The organism is Nonomuraea jabiensis, from assembly GCF_014204795.1.
In the GTDB taxonomy this organism is placed as follows: Bacteria; Actinomycetota; Actinomycetes; order Streptosporangiales; family Streptosporangiaceae; genus Nonomuraea; species Nonomuraea jabiensis.
Genome location: NZ_JACHMB010000001.1, coordinates 12585125 through 12603643 on the forward strand (window position 1 = coordinate 12585125; position 18519 = coordinate 12603643).

At 71.0% G+C, this 18519-nt stretch carries 19 protein-coding genes and 1 riboswitch; of the genes, 10 read left to right on the plus strand and 9 right to left on the minus strand.

The window, feature by feature from the left end; genetic code table 11:
• Positions 1-3 precede the first annotated feature (3 nt).
• Complete coding sequence (locus tag HD596_RS57360) at positions 4-1446, minus strand: metallophosphoesterase family protein (protein WP_376776131.1); 1443 nt, start codon at positions 1444-1446, stop codon at positions 4-6.
• A gap of 175 nt (positions 1447-1621) precedes the next feature.
• On the opposite strand from HD596_RS57360, the gene HD596_RS57365 reads away from it, so the two are divergent.
• On the plus strand, positions 1622-2041 hold the full coding sequence (locus HD596_RS57365; RefSeq protein ID WP_185077740.1) for a hypothetical protein: 420 nt from the start codon (positions 1622-1624) through the stop codon (positions 2039-2041).
• Between the two features lie 71 nt (positions 2042-2112).
• On the opposite strand, the gene HD596_RS57370 is transcribed toward HD596_RS57365, so the two are convergent.
• Positions 2113-3714 carry an FAD-binding oxidoreductase gene (locus HD596_RS57370; protein WP_246555506.1) on the minus strand — a complete coding sequence of 534 codons (1602 nt, stop codon included), beginning with the start codon at positions 3712-3714 and terminating at the stop codon, positions 2113-2115.
• A 17-nt stretch (positions 3715-3731) separates the two neighbouring features.
• Here HD596_RS57370 and HD596_RS57375 point away from each other — a divergent pair, with 17 nt between their 5' ends.
• The 4 genes from HD596_RS57375 to HD596_RS57390 all read left to right on the plus strand — a co-directional run bounded on the left by HD596_RS57375 (position 3732) and on the right by HD596_RS57390 (position 7154).
• On the plus strand, positions 3732-4241 hold the full coding sequence (locus tag HD596_RS57375; RefSeq protein WP_185077741.1) for a TetR/AcrR family transcriptional regulator: 510 nt from the start codon (positions 3732-3734) through the stop codon (positions 4239-4241).
• Between the two features lie 16 nt (positions 4242-4257).
• Positions 4258-5769 (plus strand): glycerol-3-phosphate dehydrogenase/oxidase, encoded by a 1512-nt coding sequence (locus tag HD596_RS57380; protein WP_185077742.1) that lies wholly within the window; start codon positions 4258-4260, stop codon positions 5767-5769.
• A 112-nt stretch (positions 5770-5881) separates the two neighbouring features.
• Positions 5882-6742: a sucrase ferredoxin gene (locus tag HD596_RS57385; RefSeq protein ID WP_246555507.1), complete on the plus strand. Its 861-nt coding sequence runs from the start codon at positions 5882-5884 to the stop codon at positions 6740-6742.
• 100 nt (positions 6743-6842) lie between these two features.
• Entirely contained in the window at positions 6843-7154 is a 312-nt protein-coding gene (locus HD596_RS57390; RefSeq protein WP_080036407.1) for a WhiB family transcriptional regulator, read from the plus strand.
• Positions 7155-7264: 110 nt separating this feature from the next.
• On the opposite strand, the gene HD596_RS57395 is transcribed toward HD596_RS57390, so the two are convergent.
• Positions 7265-7672, minus strand: a complete 408-nt coding sequence (locus HD596_RS57395; RefSeq protein WP_185077744.1) for an NUDIX hydrolase — start codon at positions 7670-7672, stop codon at positions 7265-7267.
• Positions 7673-7748: 76 nt separating this feature from the next.
• Between HD596_RS57395 and HD596_RS57400 the strand changes: the two genes are divergently transcribed.
• Positions 7749-8390 (plus strand): DinB family protein, encoded by a 642-nt coding sequence (locus HD596_RS57400; protein WP_221520088.1) that lies wholly within the window; start codon positions 7749-7751, stop codon positions 8388-8390.
• A gap of 28 nt (positions 8391-8418) precedes the next feature.
• Here HD596_RS57400 and HD596_RS57405 read toward each other — a convergent pair whose 3' ends face one another.
• Both HD596_RS57405 and HD596_RS57410 read right to left on the minus strand, forming a co-directional pair.
• The gene (locus tag HD596_RS57405) at positions 8419-8652 is read right to left on the minus strand and encodes a DUF397 domain-containing protein (protein WP_127935054.1); all 234 of its coding nucleotides are present in this window, start codon (positions 8650-8652) and stop codon (positions 8419-8421) included.
• A 134-nt stretch (positions 8653-8786) separates the two neighbouring features.
• On the minus strand, positions 8787-9668 hold the full coding sequence (locus tag HD596_RS57410; protein WP_313047430.1) for a Sco1979 family transcriptional regulator: 882 nt from the start codon (positions 9666-9668) through the stop codon (positions 8787-8789).
• 231 nt (positions 9669-9899) lie between these two features.
• Between HD596_RS57410 and HD596_RS57415 the strand changes: the two genes are divergently transcribed.
• Complete coding sequence (locus tag HD596_RS57415; RefSeq protein ID WP_185077746.1) at positions 9900-10271, plus strand: ATP-binding protein; 372 nt, start codon at positions 9900-9902, stop codon at positions 10269-10271.
• A 20-nt stretch (positions 10272-10291) separates the two neighbouring features.
• Here the strand turns inward: HD596_RS57415 and HD596_RS57420 are convergent, their stop codons facing one another.
• Both HD596_RS57420 and rsgA read right to left on the minus strand, forming a co-directional pair.
• A complete protein-coding gene (locus HD596_RS57420) occupies positions 10292-10924 on the minus strand; it encodes a phosphoribosyltransferase (RefSeq protein WP_185077747.1) in 633 nt (210 codons plus the stop codon).
• Positions 10925-10978: 54 nt separating this feature from the next.
• The gene (gene rsgA / locus HD596_RS57425; RefSeq protein ID WP_185077748.1) at positions 10979-12076 is read right to left on the minus strand and encodes a ribosome small subunit-dependent GTPase A; all 1098 of its coding nucleotides are present in this window, start codon (positions 12074-12076) and stop codon (positions 10979-10981) included.
• 282 nt (positions 12077-12358) lie between these two features.
• On the opposite strand from rsgA, the gene HD596_RS57430 reads away from it, so the two are divergent.
• From HD596_RS57430 to HD596_RS57440, 3 genes are all read left to right on the plus strand, one after another.
• Positions 12359-12934, plus strand: a complete 576-nt coding sequence (locus tag HD596_RS57430) for a sigma-70 family RNA polymerase sigma factor (RefSeq protein WP_246555509.1) — start codon at positions 12359-12361, stop codon at positions 12932-12934.
• On the plus strand, positions 12931-13641 hold the full coding sequence (locus HD596_RS57435) for an anti-sigma factor family protein (protein WP_185077750.1): 711 nt from the start codon (positions 12931-12933) through the stop codon (positions 13639-13641). Before HD596_RS57430 ends, HD596_RS57435 begins: the two co-directional genes overlap by 4 nt.
• Before the next feature lie 163 nt (positions 13642-13804).
• Positions 13805-15091: a CHRD domain-containing protein gene (locus HD596_RS57440; RefSeq protein ID WP_185077751.1), complete on the plus strand. Its 1287-nt coding sequence runs from the start codon at positions 13805-13807 to the stop codon at positions 15089-15091.
• Positions 15092-15664: 573 nt separating this feature from the next.
• Here the strand turns inward: HD596_RS57440 and glyA are convergent.
• Together glyA and HD596_RS57450 are read right to left on the minus strand one after the other, a co-directional pair.
• On the minus strand, positions 15665-16939 hold the full coding sequence (gene glyA, locus HD596_RS57445) for a serine hydroxymethyltransferase (RefSeq protein WP_435875617.1): 1275 nt from the start codon (positions 16937-16939) through the stop codon (positions 15665-15667).
• Positions 16940-17016: riboswitch (ZMP/ZTP riboswitch) on the minus strand.
• A gap of 42 nt (positions 17017-17058) precedes the next feature.
• Complete coding sequence (locus HD596_RS57450) at positions 17059-18510, minus strand: serine/threonine-protein kinase (protein ID WP_185077753.1); 1452 nt, start codon at positions 18508-18510, stop codon at positions 17059-17061.
• Positions 18511-18519 lie beyond the last annotated feature (9 nt).

Sequence of the window (18519 nt, forward strand, 5' to 3'; positions counted from 1 at the left end):
CAGCTACGACAAAGCGATGCGCACCTCGTCCTCCAGCGGCGGATCGTCCTCCTGGGCCCGGCATCCGGTGGCGGCGAAGCACCGCACGGTCAGCTCCTCGGGCGTGACCGACAGGTGCAGGAACTGCTTGAAGAACGGCGGCGTGTCCCAGTCGGACAGCTCCGACAGGTAGCGGTGGAACACCTTGTCGACCGGCAGCCTGAACGGCCACGGCCACGCCCCGAGCAGCCGCGCCGCCCACCGCATCCTGCGGGTGATCGTGACCGGGCCCTCGGGGCTCCTGACCGGCTGGTTCTTGATCTGGCCGGACATGATGCACAGGGCCTCGGAGGGCGTCAGGTAGATCCACTTCATCCGCAGGCGGTTCGCGTACAGCTGGCTGTAGAAGGACAGGGAGTCGCCGCGCAGCGGGTAGCACCTGAAGTCGTCCTCGTGGACGCCCTTGACGTCGACCCGCTGGATGGTGTGCGTGGCGTGCATGAAGGCGCCGCCGCCGCCGGACACGATGTACTGGATCACGCGGTCGCCCACTTTGACCGGGTAGCGCTGGTAGTTGTGGACGTCTCCGCCGATGGCGGCGACGTAACGGTTCGCCGGGTCGCGCACGATGTCGTCGATCGTGCCGCCTTCCTCCAGCGGTGAGGGCTTGTAGACGTTCCCGGTGTAGATGGGCTTGCCCGTCACGAGGATCTTCGGCCGCGGATCGCGCGAGACGCGCCGCAGCCACGCGGTCTGTCCCTTGTCGATGACGTTCTTGATGCCGGTGTCGACGCCGACGATCAGCAGGCTGTCGCTCTCGATCACCCAGTACGGCCCCGGCTGCGTGACCTGCTGGGACGGCTTGCCCCTGAGCTCGCGCGCCTGGGCCAGCCGCGCCTCGTCGATGGCCTCCGGCTTGCGCCACAACAGGCCGCGCAGCCAGCGGTCCGGCTTCGGCTTGAGCGCCGGCGCGTCGCAGAAGACCCGCATGAATCCGCCGAGCCCGTCGTACCAGTCGTGGTTGCCGGGGATGGCGTAGATCGGGGCGTCATAGTCCTTGTACGGACGGAAGAACTTGTCCCCGTACTCGTTTCCCGATCCCGTCGGATAGATGACATCACTCGCAATGACGGCGAACGACGTTCCTTCCCCCACTTTCAACATCCCCGGAACAACGGCGTACTGGGACGCGTCTCCCTCCCCTGTATCACCAAGCAGGAGGAAACTGAAATTTCCCCCGACAGGGGGTTTGATACGAAATTCCGGATCAATCCCCCGCGCTTCCTGGGCCGCCACCCACCGCGCCCGAACCTCCCCCGACGGATCCCCGAACAACCCCGCCAGGATGTCGTTACGCGATCTCCACAACGTCGCCAAATTCAGCCAGGAAAACCCGTGATCGTTGGGTCTGAGCTGCGCGAACGCCCCCGTTTGTGTGCAGGCCCATCCTGCTCCCTCCTCTGACACCCTTGAGGAAAGCTGCTTTCCTCGCTCGGCCGCGACTTCCACCATGACCACATACTTACCGCGATCACCCATTCGCGCACCCGGAACTCTCCGTACCGCGAGGAACACAGAAGGTTCGCAATGGTGTACCCTCAACCCCCCAAGCAAGCGGTAGGGACCGTCGAGGGGAGTGCCCATGACCCGTAACGGCCCGGACGACACGACCCGGAGCGGCACTTCTGACGTGGAGGTCATCGAGGGTCTGCTGGCCTACGCGCAGACCCGGTCATCCCGCTGGGGCGGGGCGGCCCTCAAAAGGGTCAGCGAAGCCGTCGCGCGCAGCCGCGCCCTCGACGCCCGCGCTCCCGGCACCCACACGACCCTGCTGGCCCGCAGCCTGCTCGCCAAGGCGAAACTCCTGCTCAAACGGGACCGGGCAGCCGAGGCGCTACCCCTGGCCCAGGAGGCGGTGTCACTCACCCGCCCGACGGGCGGCGCCCCGCTGGCGGTGGCACTCTACTGCCTGGCCACCACCCTGGAGTCCCTCCACCGCTACAGCGAAGCCGCCGCCGCGATCGCGGAAGCCGACCAGATCCTCCCCCCAGACGAACCCTGACCCACCGAGCCGACACCGACAAAGGGCCACCCCTCGGCCGGGCGAATTCGAGGGGTCTTCGCAACGCCGGCCTATGCGGCTGGAGGTGGGATGAGGGTGCCGGGGTTGAGGATTCCGGCGGGGTCGAGCCGGTCCTTGACCGCCTGCAGAATGCTCACCCCCACCGGCCCCACCTCGGCCGCATAAGCCTCCCGATGGTCGCGCCCGACCCCGTGATGGTGGCTGATGGTGCCGCCGGTCGCCACGATGGCCGCGTTCACCGCCTCCTTGGCGCGCTCCCACTGCGCCACCGGATCCCCCTCCTGCGCGACGACGACCGTGAAGTACAGCGAGGCGCCGGTCTCGTACACGTGGGAGATGTGGCACATGACGAGCGGCGAGCCGAGCGCGCCCGCCAGGGCGAGCCGCACCGCGTCGTAGAGCCGCGGCAGGTTCGCCCAGAACCCGGCCGTCTCCAGGGTCTCGACGGTGGCCCCGGCCGCGAGGAGCGAGTCGCGGAGGTACGGCGCGGAGAAGCGCCCGCGCTCCCACGCCTCCCCCGGCTCGGCGCCCAGCGGCTCGCCCCCCATCCGGGTCAGCACGGCCGCGGCCCCGGCCTGCCGGGCCGCCACCGATCCCCCTTCAAGAACTCCCCCCGACTCGTGGCCGGCGATCAGGAGGCAGCCTGAGCCGCCCGATCCGATGGCGTCCGGCTTCGCGAGGCCGATCATGGTCTCGGTCTCGTCCGAGAGCCGGAGCACGGTCGGGAGCTGCCCCTCCTGGGCGAGCGCCCGCACCGCCGCCGTCCCCTCCGCGAACGTCCCGAACCGCCACCCCTCGTACCGCCGCTCGTCAGGAGCCCGCCGGACCCTCAGCCGCAGGGACGTGATGACCCCGAAGGCGCCCTCGGAGCCCAGTACGAGCTGGCGCAGGTCGGGTCCGGCCGCCGACTTGGGGGCGCGGCCGAGGTCCAGGGTGCCGGTGGGGGTGGCCACCGTGAGGCCCACGACCATGTCGTCGAAGCGCCCGTACCCGGCGGAGGCCTGGCCGCTGGAGCGGGCCGCCGCGAAGCCGCCGAGGGTGGCGTACTCGAAGGATTGGGGGAAGTGGCCCAGCGTGAGGCCGTGCGCGGCGAGCAGCCGCTCGGCCTCGGGGGCGCGTACGCCGGGCTCGAAGGAGGCCACGAGGGACTCCGCGTCCACGGAGAGGAGGCGGTCGAGCCGGCCCAGGTCGAGAGCGATCACCCCTGTGAAGCCCGAGCCGGAGGCGGTGAGGCCGCCCACCACGGAGGTGCCGCCGCCGAAGGGGATCACCGCGACGCGTTCGGCGGAGCAGAGCCGCAGCAGCTCGGCCACCTCCTCGTGCGAGCCGGGCAGCACCACCGCGTCGGGCGCGGCCGAGCCGTCCCCCGCGCGCATCCGCAGCAGGTCGGGGGTGGACTTGCCGCGGGTGTGGCGGACGCGGGCCTCGTGCGAGGTCAGCACGTACGCGGAGCCGACCACCTCGGCCAGCAAGCCGAGCAGCGGCTCGGGGAGGGCGACCGGGGGCAGGCGTACGGACTCGAGGCCGACGGCGGGGACGTCCGGAGCGCGCACGCCGAGGAAGTCGCGCAGAAGCACGCGGACCTCGGGGGGCAGCTCGCGGGCGAGGGCCGGGTCGCCCCAGCCGGACCACAGCATCGGTTCTCCAGTCATGTTTTACACTGTGACATATGACGTCGATTCGTCACAACGATGGGGTGCTGGACGCGGCCCGGGACTGCGTGCTGGCCTACGGCGTGCGCAGGACGACGCTCACGGACGTGGCGCGCCGGGCGGGGGTGTCGCGGATGACGATCTACCGCCGCTGGCCCGACGTGCGCACGCTCGTCGCGGACCTGATGACCAGGGAATGGGTGCGGGTGGTCGAGGAGCTCGACCTGGCCGACCCCGTGCGCGCGGTCGTCGAGGGGGTCGGAGGGCTGCGCGCCCACCCGCTGTGGCGGAAGATCGTGGAAGCGGATCCGGAGCTGCTGCTGCCGTACCTGCTCGACCGGCGCGGCGCCAGCCACGAGGCGATACTCGAGGTCCTGGAGCGCGCCGTCGGGGATGCGGCCAGGGCGCGGGCGGTGCTGCTGGTGGCGCAGTCGTTCCTGCTGTCGGCGCCCACGATGCTCGGCCCGGTGACCATGGACGAGCTCGACGGCGAGCTCACCGCCCTGCTGGAGGCCTATCTTGGATAGCTCGCACGGAGGCACCTTGGACGAGAGCTCGCTGAACGCCCGCAGAAGATCCCGTGAGCTGCGCCGGGTCGCGGAGGAACGGCTCGACGTGCTGGTGGTCGGGCTCGGCGCGACCGGCGCCGGCGCCGCGCTGGACGCCGCGTCCCGTGGGCTCAGGGTAGCGGCGATCGACGCGCACGACCTGGCTTTCGGGACGTCCAGGTGGAGCTCCAAGATGATCCACGGCGGCCTGCGCTACCTGGCCAAGGGGCAGGTGGACGTCGCCTACGAGAGCGCGGTCGAGCGCGGCATCCTGCTCCGCACGACGGCTCCGCACCTGGTCGCGGCCCACCCGTACCTGCTGCCGCTGACGAAGGCGGTCTCGCGGCGGCAGGCGGCGCTCGTGATGAGCGGCTACCGGCTCGGCGACGCCCTGCGGGCCGCCGCGCGCACGCCGCGCCGGCTGCTGCCCGGCCCGACGCGGCTGAGCGCGGCCCGCACGCGCACGCTGGCGCCGGTGCTCGACGGCGACGGCCTGCGCGGCGCGCTGCTGTCGTGGGACGGCCGGCTGCTGGACGACGCCCGCCTGGTCGTGGCGATCGCCAGGACCGCCGCCGCGCACGGCGCCCGCGTGCTGACCCGCTGCCGCGCGCTGCGGCTCACGGACGGGCCCACGGGCCGGGGCGCGCTGGTACGCGACGAGCTGACGGGCGAGGAGTTCGACGTCCGCGCCAGAGTCGTGATCAACGCGGCCGGGGTGTGGGCGGGCGGGCTGGATCCCGAGGTGAAGCTGCGTCCCTCGCGCGGCACCCACCTCGTGCTGGCCCAGGGGACGCTGCCCGGGCTCATCGCCGGCATGCACGTGCCCATTCCCGGAGAGACCAACCGATTCGCGCTCGTACTCCCCCAGCGCGACGGCCGCGTGTACGTCGGCCTCACCGACGAACCGGTGGACGGGCCCGTCCCCGACGTTCCTGAAGTGCCCGAGGAGGACGTCAGAACGCTCCTGGAGGTGCTGAACGGGGTTCTTGAGACTCAGGTGACCCGAGAGGCGGTCGCGGGCGCGTACGCGGGCCTCAGGCCCCTTCTGGCGGCCGACGGCCATACGGCCGACATCTCGCGCAGACACGCCGTTCTATCGCATGACGGGATCGTCACGGTCGTCGGCGGCAAGCTCACGACATATCGGCGGATGGCCGAGGACGCGGTGGATGAGGCGGTCTCGTCCGCGAAACTCCCAGCACGCCGGAGCCGTACCAGAAAGATCCCGCTCGTCGGGGCGGGGCCGCGGCCGTCCGGGGTGCCGCCCCGGCTGGCCGAGCGGTACGGCAGCGAGGCCGAGGCCGTGTACAAGCTCGTCAAGGCGCACCCGGAGGAGGTCGGGCTCGGCATCACCGAGGGCGAGCTGCTCTGGTCGGTCCGGCACGAGGGCGCGCTCGACGAGGGCGACCTGCTGGACAGGCGGACCCGGATCGGCCTGGTCAAGCAGGACAGGGACCGCGCACTGCCCGCGACACGGGACGTGTTGCGCCGAACCCCCCGCGACTGACCCCACCAATCCGTTAGGTTAGTCTTACCTAAATTCGGATGGGGAGGGAGAACAGGCGTTGGCGAGGGGCTGCGAGCATCCGACCGGGTGCCATACCGGAGGGATTCCGACGTTGGCCAGTGCCACCGTGGGAGCCCGGCTGTGGCTGCTCGTCGAATACACCGGCGCCTGGCCCTCGCACCTGGAAAGCTTCGAACTTCCTGAAAAAATCTCCGAACTGGTCCGCCGGGCGCTCGATCGCGGTATCAGGCCCCAGCTGATCCGCCGGCCGGGAAAGCGGACCCGCCCTCAGGAGCAGGGGATCCGTGTGCTACTCGCGTACGCGGTAGGAGACCGCCCCTGGCTGGCGAGCGGTGTCGTCGCAGGTCCCGACGATCTTGACCTGGACGCGCTCGTGGCCGGAGTGGTCCCGGAGTCCTGCATACTTGAAGACGAGCCGGTATTTCTGGTCTGCACGCACGCCAAGCGCAATGCGTGCTGCGCCCGCATTGGACTACCCCTCGCTCGCACGCTGGCCGATTCTTTGCCGGACAGAGTGTGGGAAACGTCACACGTTGGCGGCGATCGCTACGCCGCCAACCTGGTGTGCTTGCCACACGGAATTTTCTACGGCAGCATGTCTCAGGCTGCTGCACTGGCAGCGGCTAACGCGTACCGGTCGGGCGAGATCATTCTCGACCGCTACCGGGGACGCGCAGGCATCCCTGAGCCATTGCAAGCCGTGGAGCACTTCGCCCGAGCCCATACGGGAGAGTGTTCCGTCGGCGCGGTGGCCGTGGAATCCTCCAGGTCGGACGGTGACGTCACCGAAGCGCTCGTACGCTGCGGCGACGTCCGGTTCCAGGTTGTGGTTGAGCCATCGGCGTTCACAGCGCCGTGTGGTACGGCTTGCGCCGAGACGATCACCACCTACCGGCTGGTTTCGCTGGACAGGCTCACGCCTGTGCGGTACGCCACGCCCGCTCTCGCCTGAACAGGGAACATCGCGGCCCAACGTTGCGTTGGAACAGTGACGCCATAAGCGTCCAATGCGGCCCAATTACCGAAATACCTCTCACGAAGGTGGTTTTCTCATGTCTCAGGTACGTCGGCAGCTCGCCCGCCCGCGCCCCAGCTGGGGTTGGCAGGATGATGCCGCGTGCCGGGGTGAGGACCTCGTGCTCTTCTTCGGCCCCGACGGGGAGCGGCAGCCCGAGCGTGACGTACGTGAGCGGAAGGCCAAGGCGATCTGCGCCCAGTGCCCTGTCCGCAACGAGTGCCTTGACTACGCGCTGTCCCGTCCCGAGAAGTACGGCACGTGGGGCGGTCTCAACGAAGACGAGCGCGCCTCCGAGCGTCGTCGTCGCATGCGCCGCGCGGCCAGCGCCGGCATCTCCGCCGCCTGACACACCCGGCAGCGTCACCATCATCGCGTGATCAAGCAGTTGTCCCGATGAACCGGAGCCTGGCCCTCCACGCACAGGCTCCGGCGAACCCGGTCGGGACAACTGCCTGATCAGGCAGCACCTCCGAGGGCACCGGCCCGCACGAGCAGCGGCACCACGTGGTCGCGCACGGCAGGCGCCAGACGCGGCACGTACGCGTCCCGCCCGTCCGTCCACCCCAGCGCCGCCAGCTCCGCGGCCGGCCTCGGATCCCCCGAAACCCCGGCGGTGAAGACCGTCATGCGCATGGGCACGCCCTCCAGCGCCGCCACGTCCTCCACGTGGTCGAGCAGGGCCAGGTCGTGCGGCGTCACCCCGAGCTCCTCGGCCAGCTCGCGCGCGAGCGTCTCCTCCGGCTCCTCCCCCGCCTCGGGCTTGCCCCCCGGCAGGTAGAAGACGTCCGGAGCGGCCTGCTTGCTCACGACCAGCAGCCGCCCCCGGTCGACGACCGCCGCGGCGACCACGCGCAACACATCCATGCCGACAGCATCCCACGCGCCACCGACAAACCGGGATCTCCGGAGATTGTCGCACCCCGCCGATAGGGTGCCGGGCATGACTGAATCCCAGCCCTCCCCCGTGACCGCCGACGACCTCGACGAGGCCGTCCGGCTGGCTGTCGCCACCCTCCGCGCGGCCCCCGAGACCGCGTGGGAGCGCAAGGCCGGCACGCTGGAGTGGACGTGCTGGGAGACGGTCGAGCACCTGGCCGACGACCTGTTCGCCTATGCCGCCCAGCTCGGGCTCAGGATGCCGCCGCTGGACACCTACGTCCCGTTCGTCCTGGAAAGCCGCAGGCCGGAAGGCCCCGCCAACACCATCCACGCCGACCCCAAGGCCGGTCCCGTGGGGCTGCTGCAGGTGCTGGAGGCGTGCGGCGCGATGCTGTCCGCCATGGTGCGGACCACGCCGCCGGAGGTCCGCGCCCACCACGGCTTCGGCGCGGCCGATCCCGAGGGCTCGGCGGCGATGGGCATCGTGGAGACGCTCGTCCACACCCACGACCTGGCCGAAGGGCTCGGGCTCGGGTGGGCGCCGCCGGCCGGGATGTGCGCCCGGGTGCTGGCGCGGCTGTTCCCCGACGCGCCGCGCGACACCGATCCGTGGACGACCCTGCTGTGGGTCACCGGGCGCGCCGACCTGCCCGGCCGCGAGCGCCCGGTGAAGTGGCGCTGGTACAGCGCGCCGCGGTCCTAGCGGCGCGCGCTCCTGCAGACGTCAGACCTCAGACGATCAGATCGTCGAATTCGCCGTCCTTGGCCCCCAGGACGAACGCGGTGATCTCCGCCTGGGTGTAGACCAGCGCGGGACCTTCGGGAAAACGTGAGTTACGCATGGCTATCTCCCCCGTGGGCAGGTTCGCGACTTCGACGCAGTTGCCGTTGGGGTTGCTCCGCTTGCTCTTGCGCCAGACGACGGGAAGGCGACCGGCGGGCGTTCCGTTCCGGAACTCATGCATGGGGGCAGCTCCTCGCGATCTTACGGATGCACGTGCATCCGCGTTTGCGAGGAGACAATACGGTAACGCGTCGGTCTCCATATAGCGGACGACCAAAAAACCCGATATGGGGTGGGTCACAGGGTCTCAGCAGCTCATCGGGAAAGCAGGCGTTCCAGGAAGCGCCTGGTCTCCTTGGGCTCCTCGGCCTGGATGCTGAGCCGGTCCATGACTTCCATGTAGTGGTCGGAGTCGGCGGGTTTGTCCAGGTAGAGGGCGCTGGTGAGCTGCTCCATGTAGACGACGTCGGGCAGCTCGGGCTCGGGGAAGCGCAGGATGCTGAACGAGCCCCCGGCCGCCGCGTGCCCGCCGCGGTCGAACGGCATGATCTGCAGGATGACGTTGCGCTCGGCCGTGAGGTCGAGGAGATGGGCGAGCTGCGCGCGCATGATCTCGGAGCTGCCGATCGTACGGCGCACGACGGCCTCGTCGATCACCGCCCAGACCGTCAGCCCGCTCTCCAGCCGCCCCTGCCGCATGGTGCGCACCGCCACGCGCCGGTCGAGCTCCCCCCTCGGGGCCTTCTCGTGGCCCAGCTCGATCACGGCCCTGGCGTAGTCGGGGGTCTGGAGAAGGCCGGGCACGAACTGGTTCTCGTACGTACGGATGCTGGAGGCCGCGCCTTCGAGCCCGATGTAGACCTCGAACCAGGGCGGCAGCACGTCGCCGTACTTGTGCCACCAGCCGGGGGCGTTGGCCTGCTTGGCCAGGGCGAGCAGCGGCTCGCGCTCGGCGGGGTCGGTGACGCCGTACAGGGTCAGCAGGTCGGCCACGTCGCGCTGCTTGAAGCTGACCTGGCCGAGCTCCAGCCGGCTGATCTTGGCGTGAGATGCGCGAATCGAGTACCCGGCGTCCTCGCGCGAGATACCCTTCTCCGTGCGGAGCCTGCGCAGCTGAGTGCCCAGCAGGATCCGCAGCACCGTCGGGCTTCCCGGCGAATGATGAAGAAGCTTCCCTTCCGCGCTCTCTGCGCTCACCCTGCCGCTCCTAGATCATCTGCACGTGCAGATGCGATTCGCATCCGTAAACGACGAAAAGTCTTGCATCGCTTAGCACTCCCCGTAAAGATGGGCATTGGATCACCAGACCGCGCTTCGGGGGCCAGAATGACGACTTTCGACGCTCGGCCGCAAGCCGCCATCGGTTCCCGGCCACCAGGATGGCTTTCCTCCATTCTGGTGGAGGGGCATGCCTGGGAGTGCGATGCGGTGTTCCCCTTCCATCAGCGGGTCGCGCTCGAGCCGGCCTGCGTGGCGACGGCGCGGCGGTTCGTCGATCAGACGCTGGCCACGTGGGGGGTTTCGGGGCCGGCCTTCGAGGCCCAGCTGGTGGTGTCGGAGCTGGTGACCAACGCGATGCGGCACGGCGGCGGGGCCGCGCAGCTCCGGCTGCTGTCGCACGGGGCGGAGCTGGCGTGCGTGGTGACCGACCACAGCCGGACCGTGCCGGTGGCGACGGCCCCCGACGTGTTCTCGGAGTTCGGGCGGGGGTTGCGGCTGATCGACGCCCTCTGCACCGCCTGGGGCTGGCTGTCGCCCGGCGGCTCCCGCAAGCTCGTCTGGGCCGTGCTCGCCGCCTGACACCCAGTTTCCGTACGTCCTCATCGCCGTGCCCGGTCGAGCAGTTCGAGCACGTCGGCGTCGGTGAGCTGGTCGAAGTGCTCGTACCACTGGCCGACCGCCCTGAAGTCGATCGGCGTCCGCAGGACCACCACCTCGTCGGCCTCCTGCCGCAGCGAGCCGACGGTCTCGCGGGCCCCGACCGGCACGGCCAGCGTCACCCTGGCGGGCTTGGCCGCCGCGACCGCCCTGAGCGCGGCCCGCGCGGTGCCGCCGGTGGCCAGGCCGTCGTCCACCACGATGACCTCCCGCCCCTCCAGCGCGGGCAGCGGGCGGTCGCCGCGATAGGCGAGCACCCTGCGCGCCAGCTCGCGCCGCTCCTTGTCCACCACGTCCGCCACCGACTCGGGCGTCATGCCGAGGCGGCGCAGCAGCGTGTGGTCGAACACGGGCTCGCCGCCCTCGGCTATCGCGCCCACCCCCAGCTCCGGGGTGGGCGGATAGCCGATCTTCCTCGTCACGAGGACGTCGAGGGGGGCGCCGAGCCTGCGGGCGATCGGCAGGGCCACCGCCACGCCGCCGCGGGGCAGGGCGAGCACGACGGGGTCGCGCACGTCCTCCAAGCGCTCGGCCAGCAGCTCCCCGGCCTGGGCACGGTCTGCGAAGAGCTCCATGACCAGTGCCCTACCCGCTCAGACGCGCTCCTCGCACCCGCGGCGGCCCGGCCGCTAGGGCCGGCTGCGGCCCGAGCGGCGCATCTCCTTGGTGATGAGCTTCCACTTGTTCTGCTGCTCCTTGCGCAGGCGGGCGTCGGTCCTGGAGGCCATCCAGGCCGCCTCCCGCTGCAGCTTGCGCCAGCTGTCCAGCCGCCGCTCCGGCAGCTCACCGGTCTCCAACGCGGCCAGCACCGCGCAGCCCGGCTCGCCGGAGTGCCCGCAGTCGCCGAAGCGGCACCGGCCGGCCAGCGCCTCGATGTCGGAGAAGACCAGGTCGACGCCGTCGGCGATGTCGTACAGGCCGATCCGCCGGATCCCCGGCGTGTCGATGACCAGCCCGCCCCCGGACAGCGGGATGAGCTCCCTGTGCACGGTGGTGTGCCGGCCCCGCCCGTCGGCGGCGCGCACCTGCTGGGTCTCCATGACGTGCTCCCCGGCCAGCGCGTTGACCAGGGTGGACTTGCCGGCTCCCGACGGGCCGAGGATCACGGCCGTACGGGATCCCTCCAGGTAGCCGGCGACCAGCGAGACCCCGTCGCCGTGCAGGGACGAGACCGCGTGCACGTCCACACCGGGCGCGGCCACCCGGACGTCGTCGAGCAACTGGTCGAGACCGTCCTCGAACAGGTCGGACTTGGTGATGAGCACCACGGGCGCGGCGCCGGACTCCCAGGCCAGCGCGACGAGGCGCTCGATGCGGCCGAGGTCGGCGAAGTCCGTGGAGTGCATGGACGGCTCGGCCACGAAGACGACGTCGACGTTCGCGGCGAGCACCTGGCCCTGGCCGTCGCCGGACAGGCCGCCCACCGAGTCGCGGCTCACGCCGCCCCTGATGAACGCGGTCGTGCGCGGCAGGACCTCGTCGAGCTCGTAGCGGCCCTCCGGGAGCAGCCGGAGCGCGACCCAGTCGCCCACGCACGGCAGCGCGACCGGGTCGGTGGCCGACGCCCGGCGGACGCGGGCGCCGTACTTGACGTGAAGCTGACCCTCCGCCGCGATCACCTCGGCGGCGCCGCGGTCGACGCGGGCCACGCGGGCGGGGACGGTGTCAGCGGGCAGCTCGGCGGCGCGGAGACCGGTCCAGCCGAGCAGGGAAAGATCGTTTGACAACGCAGTGAACCTTTGATCGAGAAGGGAAACCCGGCAGCTCAGCGGAGCCCGGGGAGGTGGACGAAGGGCACACGGAACAGGACGACCCGCATAGTCCTCACCTCCTCGATCAGTTGCCGCAGACTCTACGCACCTCTTCCGCACGGATGCAATCGGATTAAGTATGGCGATCTGTTGAACCCTGCCTGGGCGGCTGGCCGTACCACCTGCCGACGGACCCGAGAAAGGGGAATGATGCACACCAGCACTTATCCCCCGCCCTCGGCCGAGGGAGCCGCCCCCATGGGGAAGCCGCGTTTTCGACACTGGATCCGCCGCGTACGGCCGGATGACGGGGTGCCAAATGACGGGGTTAATGACGAGGCGGCAGTGTCCGCGCTCTACCGGGAGTATCACAGGCCGCTGCTGGCCTTCGTGATCAGGTTGACGGCGGGCGATCGGCAGTGGGCGGAAGACGTGGTGCAGGAGACCATGATCCGGGCTTGGCGCAGTGCGGAGCAGCTGGATCCCGAGTCGGTCTCGCTGATGCCCTGGCTGGCGACGGTCGCCAGACGTATCGTGATCGATGACCGGCGGCGCCGGGACGCCCGCCCTCACGAGTCGGGTGACGGGCCGCTGGAGACGATGCCCGTGCCTGACGAGATGGAGGGCCTGCTGCACCAGGTGGTCGTGTCAGAGGCGCTGAAGGCGTTGTCGCCGGCCCATCGCGAGATCCTCAACGAGACGATCCTGCGAGACCGGTCGGTCAACGACGCCGCCGAGGCGCTGGGCATCCCGGTCGGCACCGTGAAGTCCCGGGTCTACTACGCCGTTCGCGCGCTGCGGATCGCACTTGAGGAGAGGGGGGTGACGGCGTGACTTCGAGAGTCGAGCACACGGACGTGGGCGCGTACGCGCTCGGTCTGCTGGAGGAGGACGACAGGCACGCCTTCGAGGCCCACCTCCTGGGCTGCGCGCCCTGTCGCGCCGAGCTGTCCGATCTGTCCGGCATGGCCAGCGTGCTGAGCGGGATCGGCCCGGTGGAGGACTACGGGGCGCCGTCCCCCGAGCCGGTGATCGACCTGCTCCAGCGCAAGAAGAGGACGGACAGGAAGACCCGGAGAGGGACGTTCGTGATCGGGATGGCGGCGGCGGTCACGCTGGTGGCCGGCGGGCTGACGATCGGCACGCAGCTCTCCGCCGACGACGTCCCCCAGATGGCCCAGGCGCACGGCAGCCACATGGGCCCGGCCGAGCAGTTCTACGCCGACGGCAAGCCCATCGAGGGGACGGGCGTCGACGGGGTCACCGGCGGGCTGGTGGTCGAGTCGAAGGCCTGGGGCACGCACGCCGCGCTCAAGCTGGCCGGGGTGAAGGGGCCGCTCGAATGCGAGCTGGTCTCGGTCGGCAAGTCGGGCGATCGCCGGGTGATGACCGGGTGGTCCGTACCTCCAGCCGGGTACGGAGTGCCGGGTTCGCCCGACCCGCTCTACATGCACGGCGGCAGCGCGACGCCCCTCAAGGACATCGACCATTTCGAGGTGGTCACCTCGGCAGGCAAGAAGCTGCTCAACATCCACGCCTGACCCGACAGGCGCTCCAAGCCCTCCCACCGCTGGTGGGAGGGCTTTTTCAGGTCTTCTGGCTTGTGTGCAGAATTACGCATTCGCGGGTTGAACCTCCTCCGGTGCCGGGCGCGTACTGCCTGCCGTACCAACCGGAATATCCAACCGTTTAAGAGGTTTAGCCATGTTCATCCGAAAGTTCGCGATTCCTGGCACGCTGCTCGCCGCCGCCCTGCTCGCCTCCCCCGCCTCGCCGGCGAACGCCTCCGGCGACGACGTCTATCTCGCCGCCGGCCTGCGCGGCGGCAACGAGGTGGGCGTCAAGGGCGACGCCGACGGGCGTTCGACGGTCGTGATCAGGATCAGCGGGAACGAGGTCACGTTCGCGGCCCGCTGGAACAAGCTCGGCACGCCCACCGCCGGCCACGTCCACCTGGGCGCGAAGGGCGTCAACGGGGACGTCAGGCTCGAGTTCTTCACCAAGCCGCTGCCCGCCGGGGTGCTCGGCGTCACCGGCACCGTCAAGGCCGACAACGAGCTGGTCAAGGCGCTCATCGACAACCCCGGCGGCTTCTACGCCAACCTGCACGACGCCAAGCACCCCAAGGGCGCGGTCCGCGGCCAGTTCCACCGGCTGAACAAGCCGATCGACCTCAACGGCGTGCTGCAGGGCAGCAACCAGGCCACGCTCTCCTCGCGCGCCGACGGGGCGCAGGAGGTGCCGGAGAACGACGGCAAGAAGCGCGGCGACCAGGACGGCCAGGGCGTCTGGTGGCTGCGTCCCAGCGGCTCGTCCATCGCGTACACGGCCTTCTGGTCGGGCCTCGGCGCGGTCACCAACGGCCACCTGCACAGGGGATCAGCAGGCGGGAACGGTCCAGTGGTCGCCGACCTGTTCGCCGGCGCCCTGCCGGAGAACCTCACCGGCGTCGCGGGTGAGGCCCCGGTCGCCGCAGGCGTCGTCAAGCGCATCGCCGCCCACCCCGACCGCTACTACGCGAACCTGCACACCTCCGACTTCGACGGCGGCGCCGTGCGCGGCCAGCTGTCCGACCGGCCCTTCACCCACCCGCGCGCGCTCACCGCCGACGTGCTGCGCGGCGCGCAGATCTACTCCTGCACGGCGCAGCCGAACGGCGGGTACGCCTTCACCCAGCTCGGCGTCTCGGCCAGGCTGCGGCGCGGGATCGACCACTCGTTCGTGACGCCCGCCGCCGGACCGCCGCAGTGGATCGCTCCAGACGGCAGCGCGGTGCGCGGTGCGGTCGTCACCAAGACGCCCAACGGCGACGGCAACATCCCGGAACTCGTGCTGGACGCCACCCAGGCGGGCAAGGACAGCGGGCTGCTCGCGCACGCCACGCAGATCCTGCGCCTGAACACCAGTGGCGGCGTCGCACCGTCCGGCGCCTGCACCCCGGGCTCCGAGGCGCGCGTCCCGTACGGCGCCGACTATCTCTTCCTGGGCTGACCCTTCCTGCTGAGGCCTTCCGGGGACGATTCGGTCCCGTCCCTGGGAGGCCTTCCCCGAGCGGGGCACTCCGGCCCGCCCCGCTCACCCCGCCGCACGGGACATTCGCCGTCCGCGTCGCTCCGTCTTCACGGTGAAAACCGCCATCTTGTACGGCGGAGCACGGGCGGCACCACCCGCCGCACGGGGCTGGTGACCTCCAGGGAGACGCCCGCTGACCCGCACGGGGCCGGCCGCCGTTACGGCGCGACGTCAGGCCGGGGGCGCACGGGGGACCTTGGTGGGAAGCCGTGAATGCGGGGACCGAGAAGCGGGCAGGGACAGCCGGACCTCGGCTGTCCCTTCGGCACGTCACGACGGCAGAGCACGGTGTCGCCGGGCCGACGGCCCCGCAGGCCCTGTGCCGGGCCGGCGACGACCCTCGGAGACGGTGCGCCGGGTCGGCGGCGTCAGCCCGGAGGCCGTGTGCTGGGCCGAGGGCGACCCGTGGAAGCCGCAGGCCCGACCGGCGGTGTCGCCCCCGAGGACGACACCGGGGTGGGCGTGGCCGGTGGGGCGGACGGTGCGGGGTGGTTACAGGCCCGGGGCCGGGAACTGGGCGGTGAGGTCGCTGACCTCGTGGTGTACGCGGGTGATGACGTCCTCCGCGTCCCCCTTGGCCAGGGCCGTGACGACCTCGTCCATCCAGGCGCCGATCTGGCGCATCTCGGCCTCGCCCATGCCCCGGGAGGTGACGGACGGGGTGCCGATGCGGATGCCCGACGGGTCGAACGGCTTGCGGGGGTCGAACGGGACCGTGTTGTAGTTGGTCTCCAGCCCCGCCCGGTCGAGCGCCTGGGCGGCGGGCTTGCCGCCGATGCCCTTGGGCGTGAGGTCGAGCAGGATGAGGTGGTTGTCGGTGCCGCCGGAGACCAGGTCGAACCCGCGGGAGGCGAGCTCGTCGGCCAGGGTCTTGGCGTTGGCGACGACCTGGTGGGCGTAGTCGCGGAACGACGGCTGGGCGGCCTCGTGGAGCGCGACGGCGATGGCGGCGGTGGTGTGGTTGTGGGGGCCGCCCTGCAGGCCGGGGAAGACGGCCTTGTTGAGCGCCGTGGCGTGCTCGTCGGACGTGGCCATCAGCATGGCGCCGCGCGGGCCGCGCAGCGTCTTGTGCGTGGTCGTGGAGATCACGTCGGCGTGGCCCACCGGGGACGGGTGCGCGCCGCCCGCCACCAGGCCCGCGATGTGGGCGATGTCGGCGGCCAGCACGGCCCCGACCTCGCGGGCGATCGAGGCGAAGCCCTCGAAGTCGATGGTGCGCGGGATCGCGGTGCCGCCGCAGAAGATCAGCTTCGGCCGGTGCTCGAGGGCGAGCCGGCGGACCTCGTCGAGGTCGATGCGGCCGGTGTCCTTGCGTACGCCGTAGCGGACCGGGTTGAACCACTTGCCGGTCGCCGAGACGGACCAGCCGTGGGTGAGGTGGCCGCCGAACGGCAGGCCCATGCCCATCACGGTGTCGCCCGGCTGCAGGAACGCCATGTAGATGGCGAGGTTGGCGGGCGAGCCGGAGTAGGGCTGGACGTTGGCGTGGTTGACGCCGAACAGCGACTTGGCCCGCTCGATGGCCACGGTCTCGATCTGGTCGATGACCTGCTGGCCCTCGTAGTAGCGCTTGCCCGCGTAGCCCTCGGAGTATTTGTTGGTGAGGACGGTGCCGGTGGCCTCGAGCACGGCCTTGGACACGTAGTTTTCGGACGCGATGAGCTTGACGGTGTCGGCCTGGCGGCGCTCTTCCGCCTTGATGAGCTCGGCGATCTGCGGGTCGACGCTCGCGAGAGAACTCATGATTCTCCTGTCATCGTTGACAATTGCGAAGACCCAGGCGCACGGCCTCCGCTCCTTTCGCTCCCCGGTGGTCGATCCCACCAAATGCGCCAGTCGCGTCTCCTCCTAGACGATAGCGGATGTCACAGGGCCCATCCGTCGGGTCACGACGAGGTGACGGCCACGTTCCTGATGACGCCGAGCAGCGCCAGATCGACGTCGACCCGCTCGACGTCCTGCGGCACGCCCTCGAAGATCGCGTACATCCGTAATTGCGCGCCCGCGTCGAACGGCGCCACCGGCAGGTCCGTGCACGCGCAGGTCTTGTCCTTCCAGGCGGGGTAGATCGGCCGGCCGACGCCGGGCGGGATGAGGTTCACCCGCGAGACGGTGGTGTCGAGGGCGCCGCCGCCGAGTTTGCCTGCCAGGGGGGCGTTCTCGGTGCCGACGTTCTTGACCGTCCACTGCAGGCGCACCGTGCCGCCCTGGCGGGTCAGGGAGTCGATCTGGACGCTCAGCGTGCTGCCCGCGGCCTGGACGGTGCTGCGGACGGCCGGGGTCCCGCCCTCGTTGCCCGGCGACTCCCAGGGGCGTACCACGGCGAGCGTGACGGCCGCGCCCAGCACGGCGGCGAGCAGGCCCACGGCGATCGGCGTCCACAACCGGCGCTTCGTCGGGGACGGCGCCGTGACCGGCGGCGTCACGGGCGGCGGCGCCGCAGGCGGTGGCGTCACGGGCGGCGTCACAAGCGGCGGCGTCACGAGCGGCGGCGTCACGAGCGGTGTCCAGGTGTCCGAGACCACTCTGGTGGCCGTGTCCACCGCCACCTCGGCGCGGCCGAGCATCCGGTCCATGAGCTGCTGGGCGGTGGGGCGGCGGGCCGGGTCCTTGTCCAGTGCCCGCTCCACCAGCGGCCTGATCCGCTCGTCGAGCCCGTCGAGCACGGGCGCGTGGTTGATCACCCGGTAGACGACCTCCGCGACCCCGCCGGTGCCGAACGGCGGCCGGCCCGTGCCCGCGTAGGCCACCAGCGCGCCCCAGGAGAAGATGTCGCCGGCCGGCGTCGCCGGCTCGCCCTTGGCCTGCTCGGGCGACATGTACGCGGGCGTGCCCATGCTCTGCGCGAGCGTGGGCAGCGCCCCGGCGGTGTCGGCGAGCTGGGCGATGCCGAAGTCGATGACGCGCGGCCCGACGGGGCTGAGCAGCACGTTCGACGGCTTGAGATCGCGGTGCACGACCCCGGCCTGGTGGATGGCGGCCAGCGCGGTGGCCACGCCGACGGCCAGCGCCTCCAGGGTGGCGCCGGTCAGCGGGGCCTGCCTGACCACGGCGGCCAGGTCGGGGCCCTCGACGTATTCGGTGACCAGGTACGCGGTGCCGCCGTCGAACCCGGCGTCCAGCACGGGCGCGGTGCAGAACCTGGCGACCCGCCCGGCGGCCTCGGCTTCCTTGCCGAACCTGCGCCGGAACTCCTCCCGCGCGGCCAGCTCGGGCCGCATCGTCTTGACGGCGACCCACCGCCCCTCGGGGTCCTCGGCCAGGTAGACGACGCCCATGCCGCCTTCGCCCAGCTTGCGCACGAGGGTGTACGGCCCGACTCTCCGCTGCGCCTCCATATCGCGAGG